The 18,913-nt window shown below is 63.6% G+C and carries 17 protein-coding genes; 13 read left to right on the forward strand and 4 right to left on the reverse strand.

All coding sequences use genetic code 11. The features are described 5' to 3' along the window. Positions 1–72: 72 nt before the first annotated feature. The 5 genes from X771_RS152935 (at position 73) to X771_RS152915 (ending at position 7,498) form a co-directional block, all read left to right on the forward strand. Positions 73–2,184, forward strand: a complete 2,112-nt coding sequence (locus X771_RS152935) for an ABC transporter substrate-binding protein (RefSeq protein WP_023687912.1) — start codon at positions 73–75, stop codon at positions 2,182–2,184. 99 nt (positions 2,185–2,283) lie between these two features. Further along, positions 2,284–3,291, forward strand: a complete 1,008-nt coding sequence (locus X771_RS152930; RefSeq protein WP_023687913.1) for an ABC transporter permease — start codon at positions 2,284–2,286, stop codon at positions 3,289–3,291. Then, entirely contained in the window at positions 3,292–4,428 is a 1,137-nt protein-coding gene (locus X771_RS152925) for an ABC transporter permease (RefSeq protein ID WP_023687914.1), read from the forward strand. Positions 4,429–4,438: 10 nt separating this feature from the next. After that, entirely contained in the window at positions 4,439–6,106 is a 1,668-nt protein-coding gene (locus tag X771_RS152920) for an ABC transporter ATP-binding protein (RefSeq protein ID WP_023687915.1), read from the forward strand. Between the two features lie 21 nt (positions 6,107–6,127). After that, positions 6,128–7,498, forward strand: coding sequence for an alpha-glucosidase/alpha-galactosidase (locus tag X771_RS152915; RefSeq protein ID WP_023687916.1), 1,371 nt, complete (start codon positions 6,128–6,130; stop codon positions 7,496–7,498). Between the two features lie 29 nt (positions 7,499–7,527). Here the strand turns inward: X771_RS152915 and X771_RS152910 are convergent, their stop codons facing one another. Next, a complete protein-coding gene (locus X771_RS152910; protein WP_023687917.1) occupies positions 7,528–9,174 on the reverse strand; it encodes an acetolactate synthase large subunit in 1,647 nt (548 codons plus the stop codon). Between the two features lie 107 nt (positions 9,175–9,281). Next, on the reverse strand, positions 9,282–10,169 hold the full coding sequence (locus tag X771_RS152905) for an AraC family transcriptional regulator (protein WP_023687918.1): 888 nt from the start codon (positions 10,167–10,169) through the stop codon (positions 9,282–9,284). Here X771_RS152905 and X771_RS152900 point away from each other — a divergent pair. Continuing rightward, complete coding sequence (locus tag X771_RS152900; protein ID WP_050587430.1) at positions 10,155–10,973, forward strand: glutathione S-transferase family protein; 819 nt, start codon at positions 10,155–10,157, stop codon at positions 10,971–10,973. The genes X771_RS152905 and X771_RS152900 overlap by 15 nt on opposite strands. A gap of 125 nt (positions 10,974–11,098) precedes the next feature. After that, positions 11,099–11,659, forward strand: a complete 561-nt coding sequence (gene msuE, locus X771_RS152895; protein WP_023687920.1) for an FMN reductase — start codon at positions 11,099–11,101, stop codon at positions 11,657–11,659. A 160-nt stretch (positions 11,660–11,819) separates the two neighbouring features. Here the strand turns inward: msuE and X771_RS152890 are convergent, their stop codons facing one another. Next, on the reverse strand, positions 11,820–12,851 hold the full coding sequence (locus X771_RS152890) for a hydroxyacid dehydrogenase (protein WP_023687921.1): 1,032 nt from the start codon (positions 12,849–12,851) through the stop codon (positions 11,820–11,822). A 232-nt stretch (positions 12,852–13,083) separates the two neighbouring features. Beyond that, on the reverse strand, positions 13,084–14,001 hold the full coding sequence (gene pcaQ / locus X771_RS152885; protein ID WP_023685275.1) for a pca operon transcription factor PcaQ: 918 nt from the start codon (positions 13,999–14,001) through the stop codon (positions 13,084–13,086). 92 nt (positions 14,002–14,093) lie between these two features. Here pcaQ and pcaD point away from each other — a divergent pair, with 92 nt between their 5' ends. Genes pcaD through pobA form a run of 6 tightly spaced genes read left to right on the forward strand, consistent with a single transcriptional unit; the run spans position 14,094 to position 18,912 of the window. After that, a complete protein-coding gene (gene pcaD / locus X771_RS152880) occupies positions 14,094–14,903 on the forward strand; it encodes a 3-oxoadipate enol-lactonase (protein WP_023687922.1) in 810 nt (269 codons plus the stop codon). Then, the gene (gene pcaC, locus X771_RS152875; protein ID WP_023685273.1) at positions 14,896–15,309 is read left to right on the forward strand and encodes a 4-carboxymuconolactone decarboxylase; all 414 of its coding nucleotides are present in this window, start codon (positions 14,896–14,898) and stop codon (positions 15,307–15,309) included. Before pcaD ends, pcaC begins: the two co-directional genes overlap by 8 nt. Next, complete coding sequence (gene pcaH / locus X771_RS152870; RefSeq protein WP_023687923.1) at positions 15,299–16,054, forward strand: protocatechuate 3,4-dioxygenase subunit beta; 756 nt, start codon at positions 15,299–15,301, stop codon at positions 16,052–16,054. Before pcaC ends, pcaH begins: the two co-directional genes overlap by 11 nt. After that, complete coding sequence (pcaG, locus tag X771_RS152865; RefSeq protein ID WP_023687924.1) at positions 16,054–16,668, forward strand: protocatechuate 3,4-dioxygenase subunit alpha; 615 nt, start codon at positions 16,054–16,056, stop codon at positions 16,666–16,668. The genes pcaH and pcaG overlap by 1 nt, the downstream gene beginning before the upstream one ends. A gap of 19 nt (positions 16,669–16,687) precedes the next feature. Then, positions 16,688–17,740: a 3-carboxy-cis,cis-muconate cycloisomerase gene (locus X771_RS152860; protein WP_023685270.1), complete on the forward strand. Its 1,053-nt coding sequence runs from the start codon at positions 16,688–16,690 to the stop codon at positions 17,738–17,740. Continuing rightward, positions 17,740–18,912: a 4-hydroxybenzoate 3-monooxygenase gene (pobA, locus tag X771_RS152855; protein ID WP_023685269.1), complete on the forward strand. Its 1,173-nt coding sequence runs from the start codon at positions 17,740–17,742 to the stop codon at positions 18,910–18,912. Before X771_RS152860 ends, pobA begins: the two co-directional genes overlap by 1 nt. Position 18,913 lies beyond the last annotated feature (1 nt).

Genomic DNA, 18,913 nt, shown 5'->3' on the forward strand with positions numbered 1-18,913 from the left:
GCCGGTTCGCCAATCAGCCGTCATGAATAGATGCGGGCAGCAGCAGACGTCGAAACATCTGGGAGGAACACAATGAGGAACTTTCGTGGAATTGGCATTCTCGCCGGGCGAAGAATTGGCATTCTCGCCGGGCTGGCGCTGAGCGTCTCGGCATTGGCGCTTGGCAGTGCATACGCGTCCGAGCCGACCACGCCGCCGGCGCCGGCGGCGTTTCCCGCCGAGGGCAAGATCAAATACGTCGCCCGCGATTCCATCCTGGAGTTCAAGGCGCTGCCCGAATATCACGAGCCCGAGTGGGTCACCGAGAAATACGTCAAGACTGGCAAGCTGCCGCCGGTCAAGGATCGCCTGCCGAAGGAGCCGCTGGTGTTCAAGACCGGCAACATGCCGGACGGCATCGGCGTTTATGGCGACACCATGCGCCACGTCATTGGCGGCCGGCCGGAAGGCTGGAATTATGGCGCCGGCCAGACCCAAGGATGGGGCGGCATCGACATCGGCCTTTCGGAATGCCTGACGCGCACCGCGCCTTTGTTCCAGGTCGAGGCCAAGGACACCGAGCCGCTGCCCAACCTCGCCAGGAGCTGGGACTGGTCGAAGGATGGCCACACGCTGACCATGCACCTGGTCGAAGGCGCCAAATGGTCTGACGGCGTTGCCTTCAATGCCGACGATGTCATGTTCTACTGGGACGATGAGGTCGTCGACCCCAATGTCTCGCCGTTGAACGGCGCCACAGCGGAAACCTTCGGTGTCGGCACGACGCTGAAGAAGGTCGACGATTACACCGTCGAGTGGACCTTCAAGGACGCTTTCCCCAAACAGTATCTCTATGCCATGGCCTACGGCACCTTCTGCCCCGGCCCAGCGCATATCCTGAAGCCGCAGCATCCGAAGTACTCGAAGAATACCTACGAGCAGTTCAAGAACGCGTTCCCGCCGGAATATATGAACATTCCGGTGATGGGCGCCTGGGTGCCGGTGGAGTATAGGCCCGACGACATCATCGTCTTGCGCCGCAATCCCTACTACTGGAAGGTCGACGAGAAGGGCAACCAGCTGCCCTATCTCAACGAACTGCACTACAAGCTGTCGACCTGGGCCGACCGTGACGTGCAGGCGGTGGCAGGGGCCGCCGACTTCTCCAACCTCGAGCAGCCGGAGAATTTCGTCGCTTCGCTGAAGCGAGCGGCGGAGAAGGACGCGCCGGCCCGGCTCGCCTTTGGCCCGCGCCTGATCGGCTACAATCTGCGCATGAACTTTTCCGCCAATGGCTGGGGCAATCCCGACGAACGCGGCCAGGCGATCCGCGAGCTCAACCGCAATGAGGACTTCCGCAAGGGCATCACCATGGCGCTCGACCGCAAGGCGCTCGGCGACTCGCTGGTCAAGGGGCCGTTCACCGCTATCTACCCCGGTGGCTTTTCCTCGGGCACCAGCTTCTATGACCGCAACTCGACCGTCTACTATCCCTTCGACATCGAGGGCGCCAAGGCAGAACTGGCCAAGGCTGGTCTCAAGGATACGGATGGCGACGGCTTCGTGAACTTCCCGGCCGGGACCGCCGGCGGCAAGAATGTCGAGATCGTGATGCTGGTCAACAATGACTACGGCACTGACAAGAGCCTCGCCGAAGGCGTCGTCGGCCAGATGGAAAAGCTTGGCATCAGGGTCGTGCTCAACGGCCTCAACGGCACCCAGCGTGATGCCTCGCAATATTCCGGCCGCTTCGACTGGCTGATCAGGCGCAACGAGCAGGAGCTGACTTCCGTCGTGCAGAATACCGTGCAACTCGCGCCCGTCGGACCCAAGACCAGCTGGGATCACCGCGCGCCCGAAAGCGGCGTGGTCGACCTGATGCCGTTCGAAAAGGAGCTTGTCGACATCGTCAACAAGTTCGTCTCCTCGTCAGACAATGACGAGCGCGCCAGCCTGATGAAGACGTTCCAGAAGATCTCGACGGAGCATGTCTACAATATCGGACTGACCGAATATCCCGGCGCCCTGATCATCAACAAGCGCTTCTCCAACATCCCGCAGGGAACGCCGATCTTCATGTTCAACTGGGCCGAGGATTCGATCGTGCGCGAACGCGTCTTCGTCGCCGCCGACAAGCAGCAGAAATACGAACTCTTTCCCGACCAGCTTCCCGGCAAGCCCGGCGACAAGGGTCCGACGAACTGAGTTTCCTCCCCTGGCTGACGCCCGGCCGCGCTGCGCGCGCGGCCGGGACGGAGTAAGGTCAGCGGCAACAGATTAGATCCAAGGAGGAGAAACGGTCCGATGCTGCGATTCCTGGCCATGCGCATAGCATCGGCGGTGCCGGTCATGGTCATCCTGAGCCTGGTCACCTTTGCCATCATCCAGGCGCCGCCGGGCGACTATGCCGACTATATCCGCTCGCAGCTCATCAACCAGGGCGGGGCGTCTTTTGCCGAAGCCGACGCGCAGGCGCAGGCCTATAGGGTCGAGCACGGCCTCGATAAACCGCTGCCCGTCCAGTACCTGAACTGGGTCGCCGGCATCATCACCCGCGGCGATTTCGGCTACAGCCTCTATTACAACAAGCCGGTCGCCGCAGTGGTCGGCGAGCGGCTGCCGCGCACGCTGCTGCTGGCGCTGGTCTGCCATCTGCTGGCCTCGGTGCTCGGCATCACCTTCGGCATCTGGGCGGCGACGAGGCAATACACATGGATTGACTCGGTGCTGTCGGCCATCTCCTTCCTCGGCATGACGGTGCCGCGCTTCCTGATGGCGCTGATCATCGTCTATCTCCTGGTCTTCCAGTTCAACGTGTCGGAGATCGGCAGCTTCTTCTCGCCGCAATATGGCGGCGCGCCGTGGTCGTGGGCGAAATTCGCCGACCTCGTCAAGCATGTCTGGCCGGTGGTGGCGATCGCCACCTTCGGCGGGCTCGCCTACAATATGCGCGTCATGCGCGGCAATCTGCTCGATACGCTGAACGCGCAATATGTCGAGACGGCCAAGGCCAAGGGCCTGACCGGCAGCGCCGTCGTCATGCGCCATGCCGTGCCCAACGCACTGCACCCGCTCATCATGTATCAGGGCGTGGTGCTGCCCTACATGCTGACCGGCGAGATCGAGACGGCGATCATCTTTGCGCTGCCGACGGTCGGGCCCGCCATCGTCGGCTCGATGGCGGTCGGCGACGTTTATGTCACGGCGACCTTCATGATGGTGCTGTCGGCAACGCTGATCGTCGGCAACATCATCGCCGACATGCTGCTCGCGCTGCTCGATCCGCGCGTACGCCAGTACAGGGAGAGCTAGATGCTGGCGCGCGACCCATCCCCGCCGCCGCCCCCGGCTGAAGCAACCGCGATTGCGACCCCACGCGGCAATGAGAGCTATATGGCGCTGGTCTGGCGCCGGCTGAGGCGCTCCTGGACCGGCATGGCCGGGCTGATCCTGGTCGTGCTTCTGGTGCTGATGGCGCTGTTCGCCGATTTCTTCGCGCCGATGGACCCCAAGGTGACCGATGTCGCTTTCGCCCCGCCGCAAGTGATGAGTTTTCACGACAGAGACGGGAATTTCGTGCTCCAGCCGCGGGTCTATGCGCTGGCGGATTCTGCTGACCTCGACCCGGTCACCTTCCAGCCGGTCGTCGGGCCGGATTACGAGCATCCGCGCCTGCTCGGCTTCTTCGTCAAGGGCGCCGACTACCGGCTGCTTGGACTGATCCCCGCCAACCGGCATTTCTTCGCTTCGGCCGACGGCCAGCCGGTGCATTTTCTCGGCACCGACAAATTCGGCCGGGATGTGTTGTCGCGCGCCATCCAGGGCTCGCGCGTCTCGCTGATGATAGCGCTGACGGTGGTGTTCATCATCACCGTCATCGGCACCACGGTCGGCATGGTCTCGGGCTATTTCGGCGGCCGCTTCGACGTCTGGATGCAGCGCTTCGTCGAGCTGGTGCTCGCCTTCCCGCAATTGCCGCTCTATCTTGCGCTGACGACGCTGATCCCGGTGACCGCGCCGACCAACGTCTTCCTCGCCTTCGTCATCATCGTCATGTCGGCGCTGGGCTGGGCGCAGATGTCGCGCGAGGTGCGCGGCAAGACGCTGGCGCTGGCGCGGATCGACTATGTGCGCGCTGCCATGGCGGTTGGCGCCACCGACATGCGTATCATCATGCAGCACATTTTTCCCAATGTGATGAGCCACGTCATCGTCGCCGTGACGATCGCCATCCCGACGGTGGTGCTGCTCGAAGCCTTTCTCGGCTTCCTCGGCTTCGCCGTGAAACCGCCGCTGATCTCATGGGGGCTGATGCTGCAGGACACGGCTACCTATTCGGTCATCGGCACCTATCCGTGGATCCTGTCGCCGGTCGGCTTCGTGCTGATCACCGTCTTTGCCTTCAACGCGCTGGGCGACGGCCTGCGCGATGCCGTCGATCCCTATTGAGGTGGCCGGGATGACCGTAGCGCTCGCAGCCACCTTCGCACCAGCCGTCCGGCTCGACCATGCCGGCCGCCACGACCAACCCATCATCGATGCCCGCAACATCGAGGTCGCCTTCAAGGTCGAGCACGGCGTCGTCGACGCAGTGAAGGATGTCTCGTTCCAGCTCTATCGCGGCGAGACGATCGCCATCGTCGGCGAGTCCGGTTCCGGCAAGTCGGTGACGGCGCGCGCCCTCATGGGGCTCTTGTCGAAGCGGGCCACCGTGTCGCCGAAATCCACCATCCACTATTGCGGGCAGGACATACTGAAATTCCCCGAGAGCGCCCGGCGCAAGTTGCGCGGCAATCGCATCTCGATGATCTTCCAGGAGCCGATGAGCTCGCTCAACCCGATCTATACGGTCGGCAGTCAGATCGTCGAGGCGATCAGAGTGCATCGAAAGCTCAGCCGCAAGCAAGCCTGGGCGCGGGCGCTCGAGCTTTTGCGGCATGTCCAGATCCCCGAGCCGGAAGCGCGCATCAAGCAGTATCCGCACCAGATGTCGGGCGGGCAGCGCCAGCGCGTGATGATCGCCATGGCGCTCGCCAACGACCCCGATGTGCTGATCGCCGACGAGCCGACGACGGCGCTCGACGTCACGGTGCAGGCGCAGATCCTCAATTTGATCCGCAATCTGCAAAAAGAACTCAGGATGGCGGTCATCCTGATCACCCACGACCTCACCGTGGTGCGAAAATTCTCCGACTATGTCTATGTCATGCAGCATGGCGAGATGTGCGAGCACAACGTCACCGAGCGGCTGTTCGCCGACCCGCAGCATGCCTATACGAAGCGGCTGCTCGCTTCAGAGCCGCACGGCAAGCCGCAGTCGCTGCCGGAAAACAGCGGCACCATCCTCGAGGCCCGCGATATGCGCGTCTGCTTCATGCTGCGCCATGGCAGCTTCCTGAAGCCGGACTGGCGCGAACTGGTCGCCGTCGACGATCTCGGCCTGAAACTTTGCCGCCACGAAACACTGGGGCTGGTCGGCGAATCCGGCTCCGGCAAGACCACGTTCGGTCTCGCCTTGCTCAAGCTCACCGATGCCAAGCGCGGCGAGGTCAGCTTCGACGGCCAGCCGATCCACGGCCTGTCGCGCGCCGGGATGCGGCCGCTGCGCTCGCGCATGCAGGTCGTTTTTCAGGATCCGTTCTCGTCGCTTAACCCGCGTATGACGATCGGCCAGATCATAGAGGAAGGGCTGGTCGTCAACAGGATCGGCGCGACACGGCGCGAGCGGGTCGGTCGGGTTCGCGACGCCCTGGTCAGCGCCGGCATGCCCGGCGATATCCTGTCGCGGTTCCCGCACGAATTTTCCGGCGGCCAGCGGCAGCGCATCGCCATTGCCCGAGCCATCGCGCTGGAGCCCGAATTCATCCTGCTCGATGAACCGACATCGGCGCTCGACCTTTCGGTGCAGGCGCAGATCATCGACTTGTTGCGCAAGCTGCAGGACGAACGCGGCCTTAGCTATCTCTTCATTTCGCACGACCTCAAGGTGGTGCGCGCGCTCTGCCATCGCGTCATCGTCATGCAGAACGGCAAGATCGTCGAACAGGGACCCGTCGACGAGGTCCTCACCCATCCCAAGACCGCCTACACCGAACGGCTCGTCAGGGCCGCCTTCGACGTGGCGTAGCAAAGTGCCGGAGGTTTAATAGTGGCAAGACATCCCAGGATCACCTTCATTGGCGCGGGTTCGACCGTGTTCATGAAGAACATTGTCGGCGACGTGCTGCAGCGCCCATCGCTGTCAGGCGCGACGATCGCGCTGATGGACATCAATCCGCAGCGGCTGGAAGAGAGCGCCATCGTCGTCAACAAGCTGATCGCGACGCTGGGCGTGAAGGCGAAGGCCGAGACCTATTCCGACCAACGCAAGGCGCTCGCCGGCGCCGACTTCGTCGTCGTCGCCTTCCAGATCGGCGGTTACGAGCCCTGCACCGTCACCGATTTCGAGGTGCCGAAGAAATACGGCCTGCGCCAGACCATTGCCGACACGCTCGGCGTCGGCGGCATCATGCGCGGCCTCCGGACCGTGCCGCATCTGTGGAAGATCTGCGAGGACATGCTGGCCGTCTGCCCCGACGCGATCATGCTGCAATACGTCAACCCGATGGCGATCAACACCTGGGCGATCTCAGAGAAATACCCTGAGATCAAGCAGGTAGGCCTCTGCCACTCGGTGCAAGGCACGGCGATGGAACTGGCGCACGATCTCGACATTCCCTACGACGAGATACGCTACCGCTCGGCCGGCATCAACCACATGGCCTTCTACCTGAAGTTCGAGCACCAGCAGCCGGATGGCTCTTACCGCAACCTCTATCCGGACCTGGTCCGCGCCTATCGCGAGGGCAGGGCGCCGAAGCCGGGCTGGAACCCGCGCTGCCCCAACAAGGTGCGCTACGAGATGCTGACGCGGCTCGGCTATTTCGTCACCGAAAGCTCCGAGCATTTCGCCGAATACACGCCCTATTTCATCAAGGAAGGCCGCCCCGACCTGATCGAGAAATTCGGCATTCCGCTCGACGAATATCCCAAGCGCTGCATCGAACAGATCGAGCGCTGGAAGGGCCAGGCCGAGGCCTATCGCTCGGCCGACCGCATCGAGGTCGAGCAATCGAAGGAATACGCGTCCTCGATCATGAACTCGGTGTGGACCGGGGAGCCTTCGGTGATCTACGGCAATGTCCGCAACAATGGCTGCATCACCTCGCTGCCGGACAATTGCGCCGCCGAGGTGCCGTGCCTGGTGGACGCCTCCGGCATCCAGCCGACCTATATTGGCGAGCTGCCGCCGCAACTCACCGCGTTGATACGCACCAACATCAATGTGCAGGAACTGACGGTGCAGGCGTTGATGACCGAAAACCGCGAGCACATCTACCACGCGGCGATGATGGACCCGCATACGGCGGCCGAACTCGATCTCGACCAGATCTGGGCGCTGGTCGATGAGTTGCTGGCGACACATGGCGACTGGCTGCCGGCCTGGGCGCGTGGGAGCGCCAAGGTCCGGGCCGCCTGAGCGCTGCTGCGGCGGTATCTACTCCACCGTCAGGCCTCCGGTGGCGCCGGCAACCGGTGGCGCAGTTCCTCGACCAGCACGCGCTCGTTCTCCGAATAGTCGATCGGAACGACGACGAGATGGACGCCACCGCCGGCAAAAGCCTGTTCAAGCGTCGATTGTATTTCTGAGACGGCGCCGACCCTGGTTCCCTTGGCGCCATAGGCCTCGGCATATCTGACGAAATCGGGATTGCCGAAGGTCATGCCGAAATCGGGGAACTGGTCGACCGCCTGCTTCCAGCGGATCATGCCGAAAGCATTGTCCTCGATGATCAGCACGACGAGGTTGAGCTTCAGCCTGACGGCGGTTTCCCACTCCTGGCTGTTCATCATGAAGCCGCCGTCCCCGCAGATCGCCATGACGCGGCGGCCGGGATAGAGCATCGCCGCCGTCATCGCCGACGGCAGGCCGGCGCCCATCGTGGCCAGGGCGTTGTCGAGCAGCAAAGTGTTGGCGACGCGCGTGCGGTAATTGCGCGCAAACCAGATCTTGTACATGCCGTTGTCGAGCGCCAGGATGCCATCGGCCGGCATCACCGCGCGCACATCGTGCACCAAGCGCTGCGGCGTGAAACGGTCTTCGGTGGCGCGGATGGCAATGCGGCTCAAAATCCCTTCGCGCAGCGGCAGTAGCGCCTGCGCGTTGGGGATCTTGCCCTCGATCCGGTCGGCAAGCAGCCTGAGCGAAGCGCCGATGTCGCCGACCACTTCGGTCTGCGGGAAATAGACCTGCTCGACATTGGCCGGCTGGTAACCGACATGGATCACCTTCGGTCCCTTGTCGCCCATAATGAAGGGCGGCTTCTCGATCGTGTCGTGGCCGATAGTGATGATGAGGTCGGCCTGTTCGATGGCCTCATGCACATAGTCGCGCTCGGACAGCGCGGCGGTGCCCATGTAGAGCTCGGTTCCGCCAGGCACCGTGCCCTTGCCCATCTGCGTGGTGAAATAGGGGATGCCGGTCCTGATAACGAACTGGGCGAGGTCGGAGGTCGAGCGCGGCCGCGACGCGGCGGCGCCCAGCATCGCCAGAGGACGCTGCGCCTTGATGATCATCTCGGCGGCACGGTCGAGCGCCAGCGGGCTGGCCAGCGGAAGCTCGACCGGATGCGGCGGGATCAGCGCGACATCGTCGCACTCCTCGGCCGCGATGTCTTCGGGCAGTTCCAGATGCACCGGCCCCGGACGCTCCTCCTCGGCAATCCGAAACGCTTCGCGCACCACGGCGGGAATGGTCTTCGCCGAGATGATCTGACGTGACAGCTTGGTCAACGGCTTCATCGCGGCGACGATGTCGACGATCTGGAAGCGGGCCTGGCGCGACGAGCGGATGCCCTTCTGCCCGGTGATCATGATCATCGGCATGGCGCCGAGCAGCGCATAGGCGGCACCCGTCGTCAGGTTCAGGGCGCCGGGTCCCAGCGTGGTGATGCACACACCTGGCTTGCCGGTGAGCCTGCCATGGGTGGCGGCCATGAACGCCGCCGCCTGCTCATGACGGGTGAGGATGAGCTGGATCGAGGATTTGCGGATGGATTCGACGACGTCCAGGTTTTCTTCGCCGGGAATGCCGAAGATGCGATCGACGCCCTCATTCTCGAGGGCGGCAACAAGCAGGTCAGAACCTTTGGGCACGAAGCATCTCCTGGGCAAAGCGGCGGCGAACCGCGTCGGGATATGATCAGACATAGTGCTGGCAAAGTCCTACCGCGAGGCCCGGCCGCCGCCAATATCGCTCTGCCTTACAGATCCTTCCGTTTCCTGAATTGGCCGGGCGAGACGCCGGCGTGGCGCCTGAAGGCGGTGGAGAAGGCGGCTTCCGAGCTGTAGCCGACCGCCTCGGCGACTTGGCCCAGGCTCTTGCCCTCGTGCAGCAGCCGGCTGGCCTGCCGCATGCGGCAGCCGAAGAGATAGGCCATGGGCGCTTCGCCGACGAGATCGCGAAAGCGGGCGGCAAAGGTTGCCCTGGAGAGCCCGACCGCGCGTGCCAGGGTCTCGATCGTCCAGTCGTGGCCATAGGCTTCATGCAGGGTGGCGAGCGCTCTGGCGATCGCGGGGTCCTGCAATCCCCTCAGCCAACCTGGATTGTCCATGCTTTCCAGACCGGAGCGCAAGGCGCGCGTGACGATGGCCCCAGACAGGCGAGCCATGACCACGTCGCTGCCGGGACCTTCGTCGGTCGCTTCCACCAGCAAGGCCTCGACATAGCCACGCAGCCATTTGGGCAGACGGCCATTCGATCCCCGGATGTGAACGATGCGCGGCAGGCCGGCAAGTGCCGGATGGTCGGCGTCGCGAAAGGCGAAGGCGCCGCACAGGATGACGGTCTTTTCGCCTTCGCCGCCGCTGCGAATACGCCCGGCTGCGGTTTGGGTCGCCAGTTCGGCGGCGGAGACGTTCGCGCTTTTGAGCGCGCCGGGCGACCGCAGCACATGCGGATCGGCGCGCGGTGCAATGATCAGGTCGCCGGCATCGAGAGGCTCGACATCTTCCTCACCGAACACCGCCTCGCATCGCCCCTTGATGACGACGTGAATGCCGCGAAGCCCAGCCTGGCTGAACGAGATCGCCCAGGGAGCGGCCAGTTCGAGGCGCCGGTACCCGGCGGCTGCGAAGTGCAATTCGCGCATGAGGGTAGCCAGGAGATCCACGCTTCGCTCCAGAAACAGACGATCGATAAATCAATCCAGACGCTGTCGAATAGCGCGCCGGCCTTACTGGACCTAGCTATGCCCAACAGGCCGCTTGTCGGCGATAACGAAACTCAGGAGTTATTCATGCCGCCAATCGAGCTTTTTGTCGCGCAGCTTTGTCCCTATGCGCACCGTGTCAGGCTCGCCCTTGCCGAGAAAGGCCTGCAGGCGACGGAAATCGAAATCGATCTGCGCAACAAGCCGGCGTGGTTCCTGAAACTCACGCCGACGGGAAAGGTGCCGCTGCTCCGCCATCAGGGGCAATATGTCAGGGAGTCGGCGATCATCTGCGAATATCTCGATGATGCATTCCCCGAACGGCCGATTTTCCCCAGGGATGCTCAGGCCCGCGCTGAGGCGCGCATCTGGATCAGCTTCGCCGACACGCAGCTTTACGCCCGGACGGCAACCATGATGCACAGTTCCGACGCTATGGTTCATAAGCGGATCAAGGCCCAGCTTGCCGACGATCTGCGCTTTGTGGAACAGCATGCCTTCGCCCTGCGAGGGGCGGACGAACGGTTTTTGCTGGGCTCGGAATTCAGCGCCGCCGACATCGCCTTCTATCCCTGGTTCGAACAGCTGTGCGTGCTTGAGAAATATCTGGGCTTCGTCATGCCGACCGAATGCGAGCGCCTGCTGCGGTGGCAGGAAACGGTTGCCGCCAGGGAGGCGGTGCGGACCTGCGCAAGGTCGCCCGGCTTCTACCTGGAATCCTATGGCCCGCTTCTCGCGGCCTGAGACGAGCGGGCAAACGGAAAAAAATTCCTCACTATGGTGCTGCAAGGTCAGTCATTTGCTTCTTGCGGCAGGCGCAAGCCTGTAAATATGCGGCATCAAGCAGGTCCGCGAGAGGTGAGAGAAACATGCCCAATCCAACCGTCGTCGGGTTTTCCGGCAATTTCACCCGGCCGTCCAAGACGCGCGGCTTCGTCGACCAGGTCGTCAGGGACATTGCGCGCCAGCATGGCCTGTCGGCGAGTACCTACGACATCGAAGACCTCGGCCCCTCACTTGGCGCTGCCAAATGGGCGCGCGATCTCGACGGTCAGGCCCGGGCAATCTTCGACAGCGTCGTCAATGCCGATGTGCTGGTGGTGGGGTCGCCGACCTACAAGGGCAGCTACACCGGCCTGTTCAAGCACTTCTTCGATCTGTTCGATCCCGCTTCCTTGCGCGGCAAGCCGGTGGTGCTGCTTGCCACCGGCGGCAACGATCGCCACGCGTTGATCGTCGAGCACCAGTTGCGGCCGCTGTTCGGCTTCTTCGAGGCGCTGACGCTGCCGACAGGGGTCTATGCCACGGACAAGGACTTTTCCGACGGCGTGCTGCGGGCCGAACCCATCCTGAAGCGCGTCGATCAGGTTGTCGGCGAGGTCGGGCTGGTGCTGGCCAATCGCTCAGCTGCCGGCGTTGCGGCCGGATAGCACGCAGATTTTTACGTCATCCGCAAATCAATACCCCGCCGGCCAGGCCTGGCGGGGTATCGCCGTGCAAAGGTTCCCGCGCTTGCGGTCATCCTGAGCGACGATGACAACGCGGCTTGGCCAACTCCGAAATCCATTTCAGACGGATTTATCGCGATAACTAGTTCCTGTCCGCCGGCTTCGAACGCATCCTTGACACGGTCTCGCGCTCGGCGCGCTTGGAGCGCAGCGGCGGCAGGCCGCGGTCGATCAGGTCCATGTCTTCCAGAACCATGTCGCCCATGCGCTTGAAGGCGATGTCGAGCGCGCCGGCGCGGTGGGCGGAGCGCAGGAAGCCGGGGATCGTGCGGACCGGATGGTCCGCCGCCAGCGGCTCTTCGGGGAAGACATCGCTGGCGGCAAGGATGTGACCACTCTTCACCGCCGCCATCAAGGCCGGAAAATCGACGACGCCGGCGCGGCTGAGCAGGATGAAGGCGGCGCCCTTGCGCATGCTGGCAAAAGCATCGGTGCCGAGAAAACCCTGGTTCTCCGAGGTCACCGAAGCGACGACGAAGACGAAGTCACTGGTCGACAGCACCTCGTCGAGCGAGGCCGGTTCGACGCCATTGTCGATCAGGATCGATGGCGGCAGCCAGGGATCGAAGACCTTGGTGCGGGTACGAAAGCCCGACAGCAGCCGGTTCAGCGCACGGCCCAGATCGCCGAAGCCGATGATGCCGACATCGGCGCCGGACAGAAGCCGCGCCGTCAAATTGCCATCGCCGCCCCACAGCTCCTCGCCTTTGCGGAAAGCGAGGTCGGCATCGACAATATTTCGGGCAAGGTTGAGCGCCATGGCGAGGCCAAGCTCGGCCACCGGCTCGGCGAAGACGAGGCCGGTGGTGACGACATGGATGCCGCGCGCAAACAGCGTCTCATAGGGCATGTTGTTGATGAGGTTGGTCTCGACATTGAAGACGCAACGCAGCGCCTGCATCCGGTCCAAGGTCTCGGGCGAGATCGGCGGCTGGCCGATAATATAGCGGGCTTCGGCAAGCACGTCGGCGGGCAAGTTCGCCACGCCCTCGGCCGTCGCCTCGACGAGGCGGTAATGCGCTTTGAGGCGCGCCAGCTGCGGTGAGGTGAAGATCAGGTCGAGCGTGCGTGGTTCCGGCGCGCTGATGACCAGCGGCAGGGCCTTGTTTGGCATAACGATTCCTCCCCGGCGCGATCCGTATCGCGTATTTTGCTTTGCACTTGTGGTAGTCCCCAAAACCGCTTGCCGCCGTCCGGCGGCGATAACGGCACGATTTCGATCCTCCCATGGTCACAGTGCCCTAGGTGTTTGGTTTGGTAAAATGATATTTTGCGGTGTTTCGTTAACCAACAGGTTATGGAAATACGGCTGAAGGCCCGCTCTGCGCCAGATTGGCGAAAGGTGCTCAGGCGTTCTGGCTGGCCGCCTCGCGAATGGTCTGCAGCAGGATGGTGAAGGCCGGCGAAGGCGCAGTGTCGGTCCGCATCGTCAGGCCGACGGGCCCTTTGGTTTCCTCGGTGTTGACGGGCAAGGCGACGAAGGCGCCGCTGGAGAGTTCGTTGGCGACGACGCCTGTCGATATGATCCAGACCGCATTGCTTTGGCGCAGGAAGGCACGGCCGAAGGAATCCGAGACGGTCTCGATCTCGGTCGCAGGCGCCGTCATGCCGTTGGTGATGAACAGGCGGTCGACGAAGGGGCGGATGACCGACTCCCGCGTCGGCATCAGCACCGGGAATTCATCGAGCCGGGCGAAGATGTCCTGGCCCGGCTGCAGCAGCGGATGGCCGGCCCTCACCACGAACAGCACCGGTTCGGAATAGAGATGCTCGAAGAAGAAGCCGGTCATGTTTTCCGGCGCCGCAAGCCGGCCGACGACGAGATCGAGCGCACCGACGCGCAACTGTTCCAGCAGGACCGCGTTCTCGCCGGTGACGATCTTGATCGCAGCACCGGTATTTTCACTCAGGAACAGGCTTATGGCGCGTGGCATCACCTTGGCCGACACTGTCGGGAGCGCGCCGATGCGGATCGGATGCCGGTTGATGGCGCCGTCCTGGCGGACGGAATCGACGCCGCGCTTCAGTGCCGTGATCGCCGTGCCGGCATGGCCGAGAAAGATTTCGCCAAGCCGTGTCACCCTGATGCCGCGGCCGTCGCGTTCGACGACAGCGATGCCAAGCGCCTCCTCCAATTCGCGCAACGTCTTGGTCACGGCCGGTGGGCTGACATGGAGAAAGTCGGCCGCCCTCGCCACGCTGCCTTGCCGCGCTACCTCAAGGAATGCCTGCAGGTGACGGAACCTTATGCGGCTTTCGGACATGTTCTCATAACCTAGCAGTTAATGAAACGGCGTAAAATATCATTTTACCAAACCAAATGCCTTGTGCAATGTGAACACGGAGGATCGAAATCGTGCCATTCGTCAACATTGGCGGCATCACGCTGCACCATCGCCATATCAAGGCGAAGGGAAATGCGCGGCCGATCGTGTTCATCAATTCGCTGGGCACCGACTTCCGCGTCTGGGACGAGGTGTTGTCCGAACTGGGTGGCGAAATGCCTGTGTTGGTCTACGACAAGCGCGGCCATGGCCTGTCCGACATTGGTGGCGTCAGCTCGATCGACGAGCATGTCGATGATCTGTCGGGCCTGATCGATCATTTCGAACTGAACAATGCGGTGCTGTGCGGCCTGTCGGTGGGCGGCCTGATTGCGCAAGGGTTTTATGCCCGGCGCCCCGAAATCGTCGACGGCCTCATCCTGTGCGACACCGCCCACAAGATCGGCACGGCCGACAGCTGGAACACCCGCATCGAAACGGTCGAAAGCAAAGGTATCCAGGCCATCGCCGATGCCGTGCTCAAAATGTGGTTTACGCCTGCCTTCCACGCGGACCGTGTCGCCGAGCTCGACGGCTACTGGAACATGATGACCCGGCAAGCCGTCGCCGGCTATGTCGGCACCTGCGCCGCGGTGCGCGATGCCGATTTCACCGAGGCCGCGCAGGGGATCGCGGTACCCACGCTTTGCGTCGTTGGCGACCAGGACGGCTCGACGCCGCCGGATCTCGTCCGCTGGCTGGCCGATCTGATCCCAGGCGCACATTTCGAAATCATTCGTGACGCCGCGCACATCCCTTGCGTCGAACAGCCCAAGGCGCTGACCACCCTGATCCGCGATTTCGTCGCGGCGCTTCCCCTGAGAAAGCAGACCCATGGATGAACTGCCCAAAAACGAAACCAGATATCAGACCGGGCTGACCGTCAGGCGCTCGGTGCTCGGCGACCCGCATGTTGATCGCAGCGAGGATGCCGTCACCGATTTCGACCGGCCGTTCCAGGAGCTGATCACCGAGGCAGCCTGGGGCACTGTGTGGGCGCGTCCGGGCTTCAGCAGGCGCGAACGCTCGATCGTGACGCTGGCACTGCTGGCCGCCCTTGGCCATGATGAAGAGGTCGCCATGCATGTGCGCGCCACCGCCAACACCGGTGCGTCGCGCGACGATATCTGCGAAGCGTTCCTGCATGTCGCGATCTATGCCGGCGTGCCGGCCGCCAACCGCGCCTTCAGGATCGCCAAGGAGGTGTTTTCGGAAATGGACGGAAGCAGGGCTGGCCATGCCAGCTGATGCCGGCTCGAACCGCAGGCCCGAGACCGGCGCCTTCTTCCAGCGCGACCGCGGCTGGCACCCGCCGGCGCTGACGCCCGACTACAAGACTTCGGTGCTGCGCTCGCCGCAGAAGGCGCTGCTGGCCTTCGACAACACGGCGTCGGAGATCACCGGTCCGGTGTTCGGCCACGCCGTGCTGGGCGAACTCGACAATGACCTGATCCACAATTTTGCAAAGTCCGGCGAGAGCGCCATCGGCGAGCGTATCATCGTCTATGGCCGCGTGCTCGACGAGCGCGGCCAGGGCGTCTCCGGCGCGCTGCTCGAATTCTGGCAGGCCAATGCGGGCGGCCGCTACCGCCACAAGAAGGACGGCTATCTCGCGCCGCTCGATCCGAATTTCGGCGGCTGCGGCCGCACCATCACCGATGCCGATGGCGGTTATGCCTTTCGCACGGTGAAGCCAGGTCCCTATCCCTGGCCGAACGGGCCCAATGACTGGCGGCCGTCGCACATCCATTTCTCGGTGTTCGGCCACGGCTTCGCACAGCGGCTGATCACCCAGATGTATTTCGAGGGCGACCCGCTGATCTGGCGGTGCCCGATCGTGCGCGGTATCCGCGACAAGGCGGCGATTGAGACGCTGGTCGCCGCGCTCGACATGCAGGCGACGATCCCGTTCGACGCGCGCGCCTACAAGTTCGACATCGTGTTGCGCGGACGCCGCGCCGCGCTGTTCGAAAACCGTCCGGAGGGCAATTGATGGCGCAATCGCTGACCCGGCTGAAGGAGAGCCCGTCGCAGACCGCCGGGCCCTACGTGCATATCGGGCTGACGCCGAATTTCGGTGATATCGGCGGCGTCTATCCGACAGACCTCGGCGCGACGATGCTCAACGACAAGACCAAGGGCGAGCGCATCGGTTTGCGCATCCGCGTGCTCGACGGCACCGGCACGCCGCTCAGGGATGCCTTGATCGAAATCTGGCAAGCGGATGCCAATGGTTTCTACAATTCGCCGGCCGAATTGCGCGGCGATGCCGATCCGGATTTTCAGGGCTGGGGCCGTCAGCCGACCGACATGGAAACCGGCCTGTGCAGTTTTCAGACGATCAAGCCGGGACGCGTGCCGTATGGCGACGGCCGGCTGATGGCGCCGCATATCAGCCTGTGGATCGTCGCCCGCGGCATCAATATCGGCCTCCACACGCGGCTCTATTTCTCCGACGAGGCCAAGGCCAATGCCGAGGATCCGATCCTGGCCCGCATCGAGCACAAGGTGCGCGTGCCGACGCTGATCGCCGAGCGGCAAGGCGACAACTATATTTTCGACGTCCATCTCCAAGGGGAGAAGGAAACGGTCTTCTTCGACAGCTGACGGTCAGGAAACCAATGACATGACCGTATCGCCCTTCGACCATCCGCTGCTCTCCGGCCTGCTCGGCGACGAGGAGGCGGCTCGGCATTTTTCGGTGGATGCGGAAATCGCCGCCATGCTCGATTTCGAGCGCGCGCTGGCGCAAGCGGAAGCCGAAAGCGGGACTATCGGCACGGATGCCGCCGCGGCGATTGTACCTGTCCTGTTGTCATACAAGCCGGACACCGCGCGGCTGCGGGCCGGTGTGGCGAAGGATGGCGTGATCGTGCCCGAACTGGTGCGCCAGTTGAAGGCAGCGGTCGGGGCGCCGCACGACGCCGGCGTGCATTTCGGCGCAACCAGCCAGGACGTCATCGACACTGGCCTGGTGCTTCGGCTGCGCCGGCTCATTGAACATCTCGACCTGCTGCTGACTGAAAACATTCTGCGGCTGGTGGGGCTGGAAGAACGTTTTGGCAGCCGTGCATTGACAGCGATGACGCGCATGCAGCCGGCGATCCCAATTCAGGCGTCGGACCGCGTGGCGGTGTGGCGCACGCCGCTGCAACGGCATCAGCAGAGACTGTCGGAGCAATCCAAGCGTCTGCTCGTGGTGCAGTTTGGCGGCGCCGCCGGCACGCTGGAGAAGCTGGGCGACAAAGGACCTGCCGTGCGCGCGGCCCTTGCCGCAAAGCTCGGCCTTGGCGACGCGCCGCAATGGCACAGCCAGCGGGATGCGCTGGCCGAATTCGCCGGGCTGCTATCGCTCATCACCGGCAGCCTCGGCAAGTTCGGCCAGGACATTGCGCTGATGGCTCAAGATAGAACCGACATCAAGCTGTCCGGCGGCGGCGGCTCGTCGGCCATGCCGCACAAGCAGAACCCGGTGAAGGCGGAAGTGCTGGTGACGCTGGCGCGCTTCAACGCCACCCAGCTTTCCGGCATGCATCAGGCGCTGGTGCATGAGCAGGAGCGCTCCGGTGCTGCCTGGACGCTGGAATGGCTGCTCTTGCCGCAGATGGCGGTTGCGACCGCGGCTGCGCTACGGCTCGCCGCCGAACTCGCCGGACAGATCGAAAGCCTGGGACACTGATGCGCACCCGGATTGTCATTGTCGGCTCCGGACCGTCCGGGCTGCTGCTTGGCCAGCTTCTCGGCACCATTGGCGTCGAGACGGTGATCCTCGAACGTTCGAGCCGGGAGCATGTGCTTGGCCGGGTGCGGGCAGGGGTGCTCGAACAAGGCACCGTCGAGTTGCTCGAAGAGGCGGGCGCAGCTGCAAGGCTGCATGCCGAGGGCCTGCTGCATGCCGGCATCTCGCTTGCCTTCGGCGGCGGCCTGCACCGGCTCGACCTCACGGCACTGACTGGGGGAAAGCATGTCACCGTCTATGGCCAGACCGAAGTGACGCACGATCTGATGGACAAGCGCGAGGCGGCCGGGCTGACCACCGTCTATGAGGCGGCCAACGTCGCGCTGCATGGTTTCGATGGCGAAGCGCCTTACGTCACCTATAGCAAGGACGGCGTCGGCCATCGCATCGACTGCGACTTCATCGCCGGCTGCGATGGCTATCACGGCGTCAGCCGCAAATCGGTGCCTGAGCGGGCGCTGAAAACCTTCGAGCGGACCTATCCCTTCGGCTGGCTCGGCGTGCTGGCCGAAGTGCCGCCGGCCGATCACGAACTGGTCTACGCCAACCATGAGCGGGGCTTTGCGCTGTGCTCGATGCGCTCGACACATCGCAGCCGCTACTATGTGCAGGTTCCGGTTGATGAGAGCGTCGAGGCCTGGAGCGACGACCGCTTCTGGGATGAGTTGCGCCGTCGCCTGCCCGAGCAGACTGCCGCCGCCGTTGTTACCGGGCCGTCCTTCGAAAAGTCGATCGCGCCGCTGCGCTCCTTCGTTGCCGAGCCGATGCGCTTCGGCCGGCTGTTCCTGGTCGGCGACGCCGCCCATATCGTGCCCCCGACCGGCGCCAAAGGGCTCAACCTCGCTGCCAGCGACGTGCGCTATCTCTTTGCCGGACTTCGCGAATTCTATCTGGACAAATCGCAGGCCGGGCTTGACGCCTATTCAGCCAAAGCGCTGGCTCGGGTGTGGAAGGCGGTGCGCTTCTCCTGGTGGATGACGACGATGCTGCACCGCTTTCCCGATACGGGCGAGTTCGGCCAGCGCATCCAGGAAGCCGAGCTCGACTATCTCGTGCATTCGCAGGCGGCGTCGACCGCGCTGGCGGAGAACTATGTCGGTTTGCCCTATTAAG

The organism is Mesorhizobium sp. LSJC269B00 (assembly GCF_000502815.1).
Lineage (GTDB): Bacteria > Pseudomonadota > Alphaproteobacteria > Rhizobiales > Rhizobiaceae > Mesorhizobium.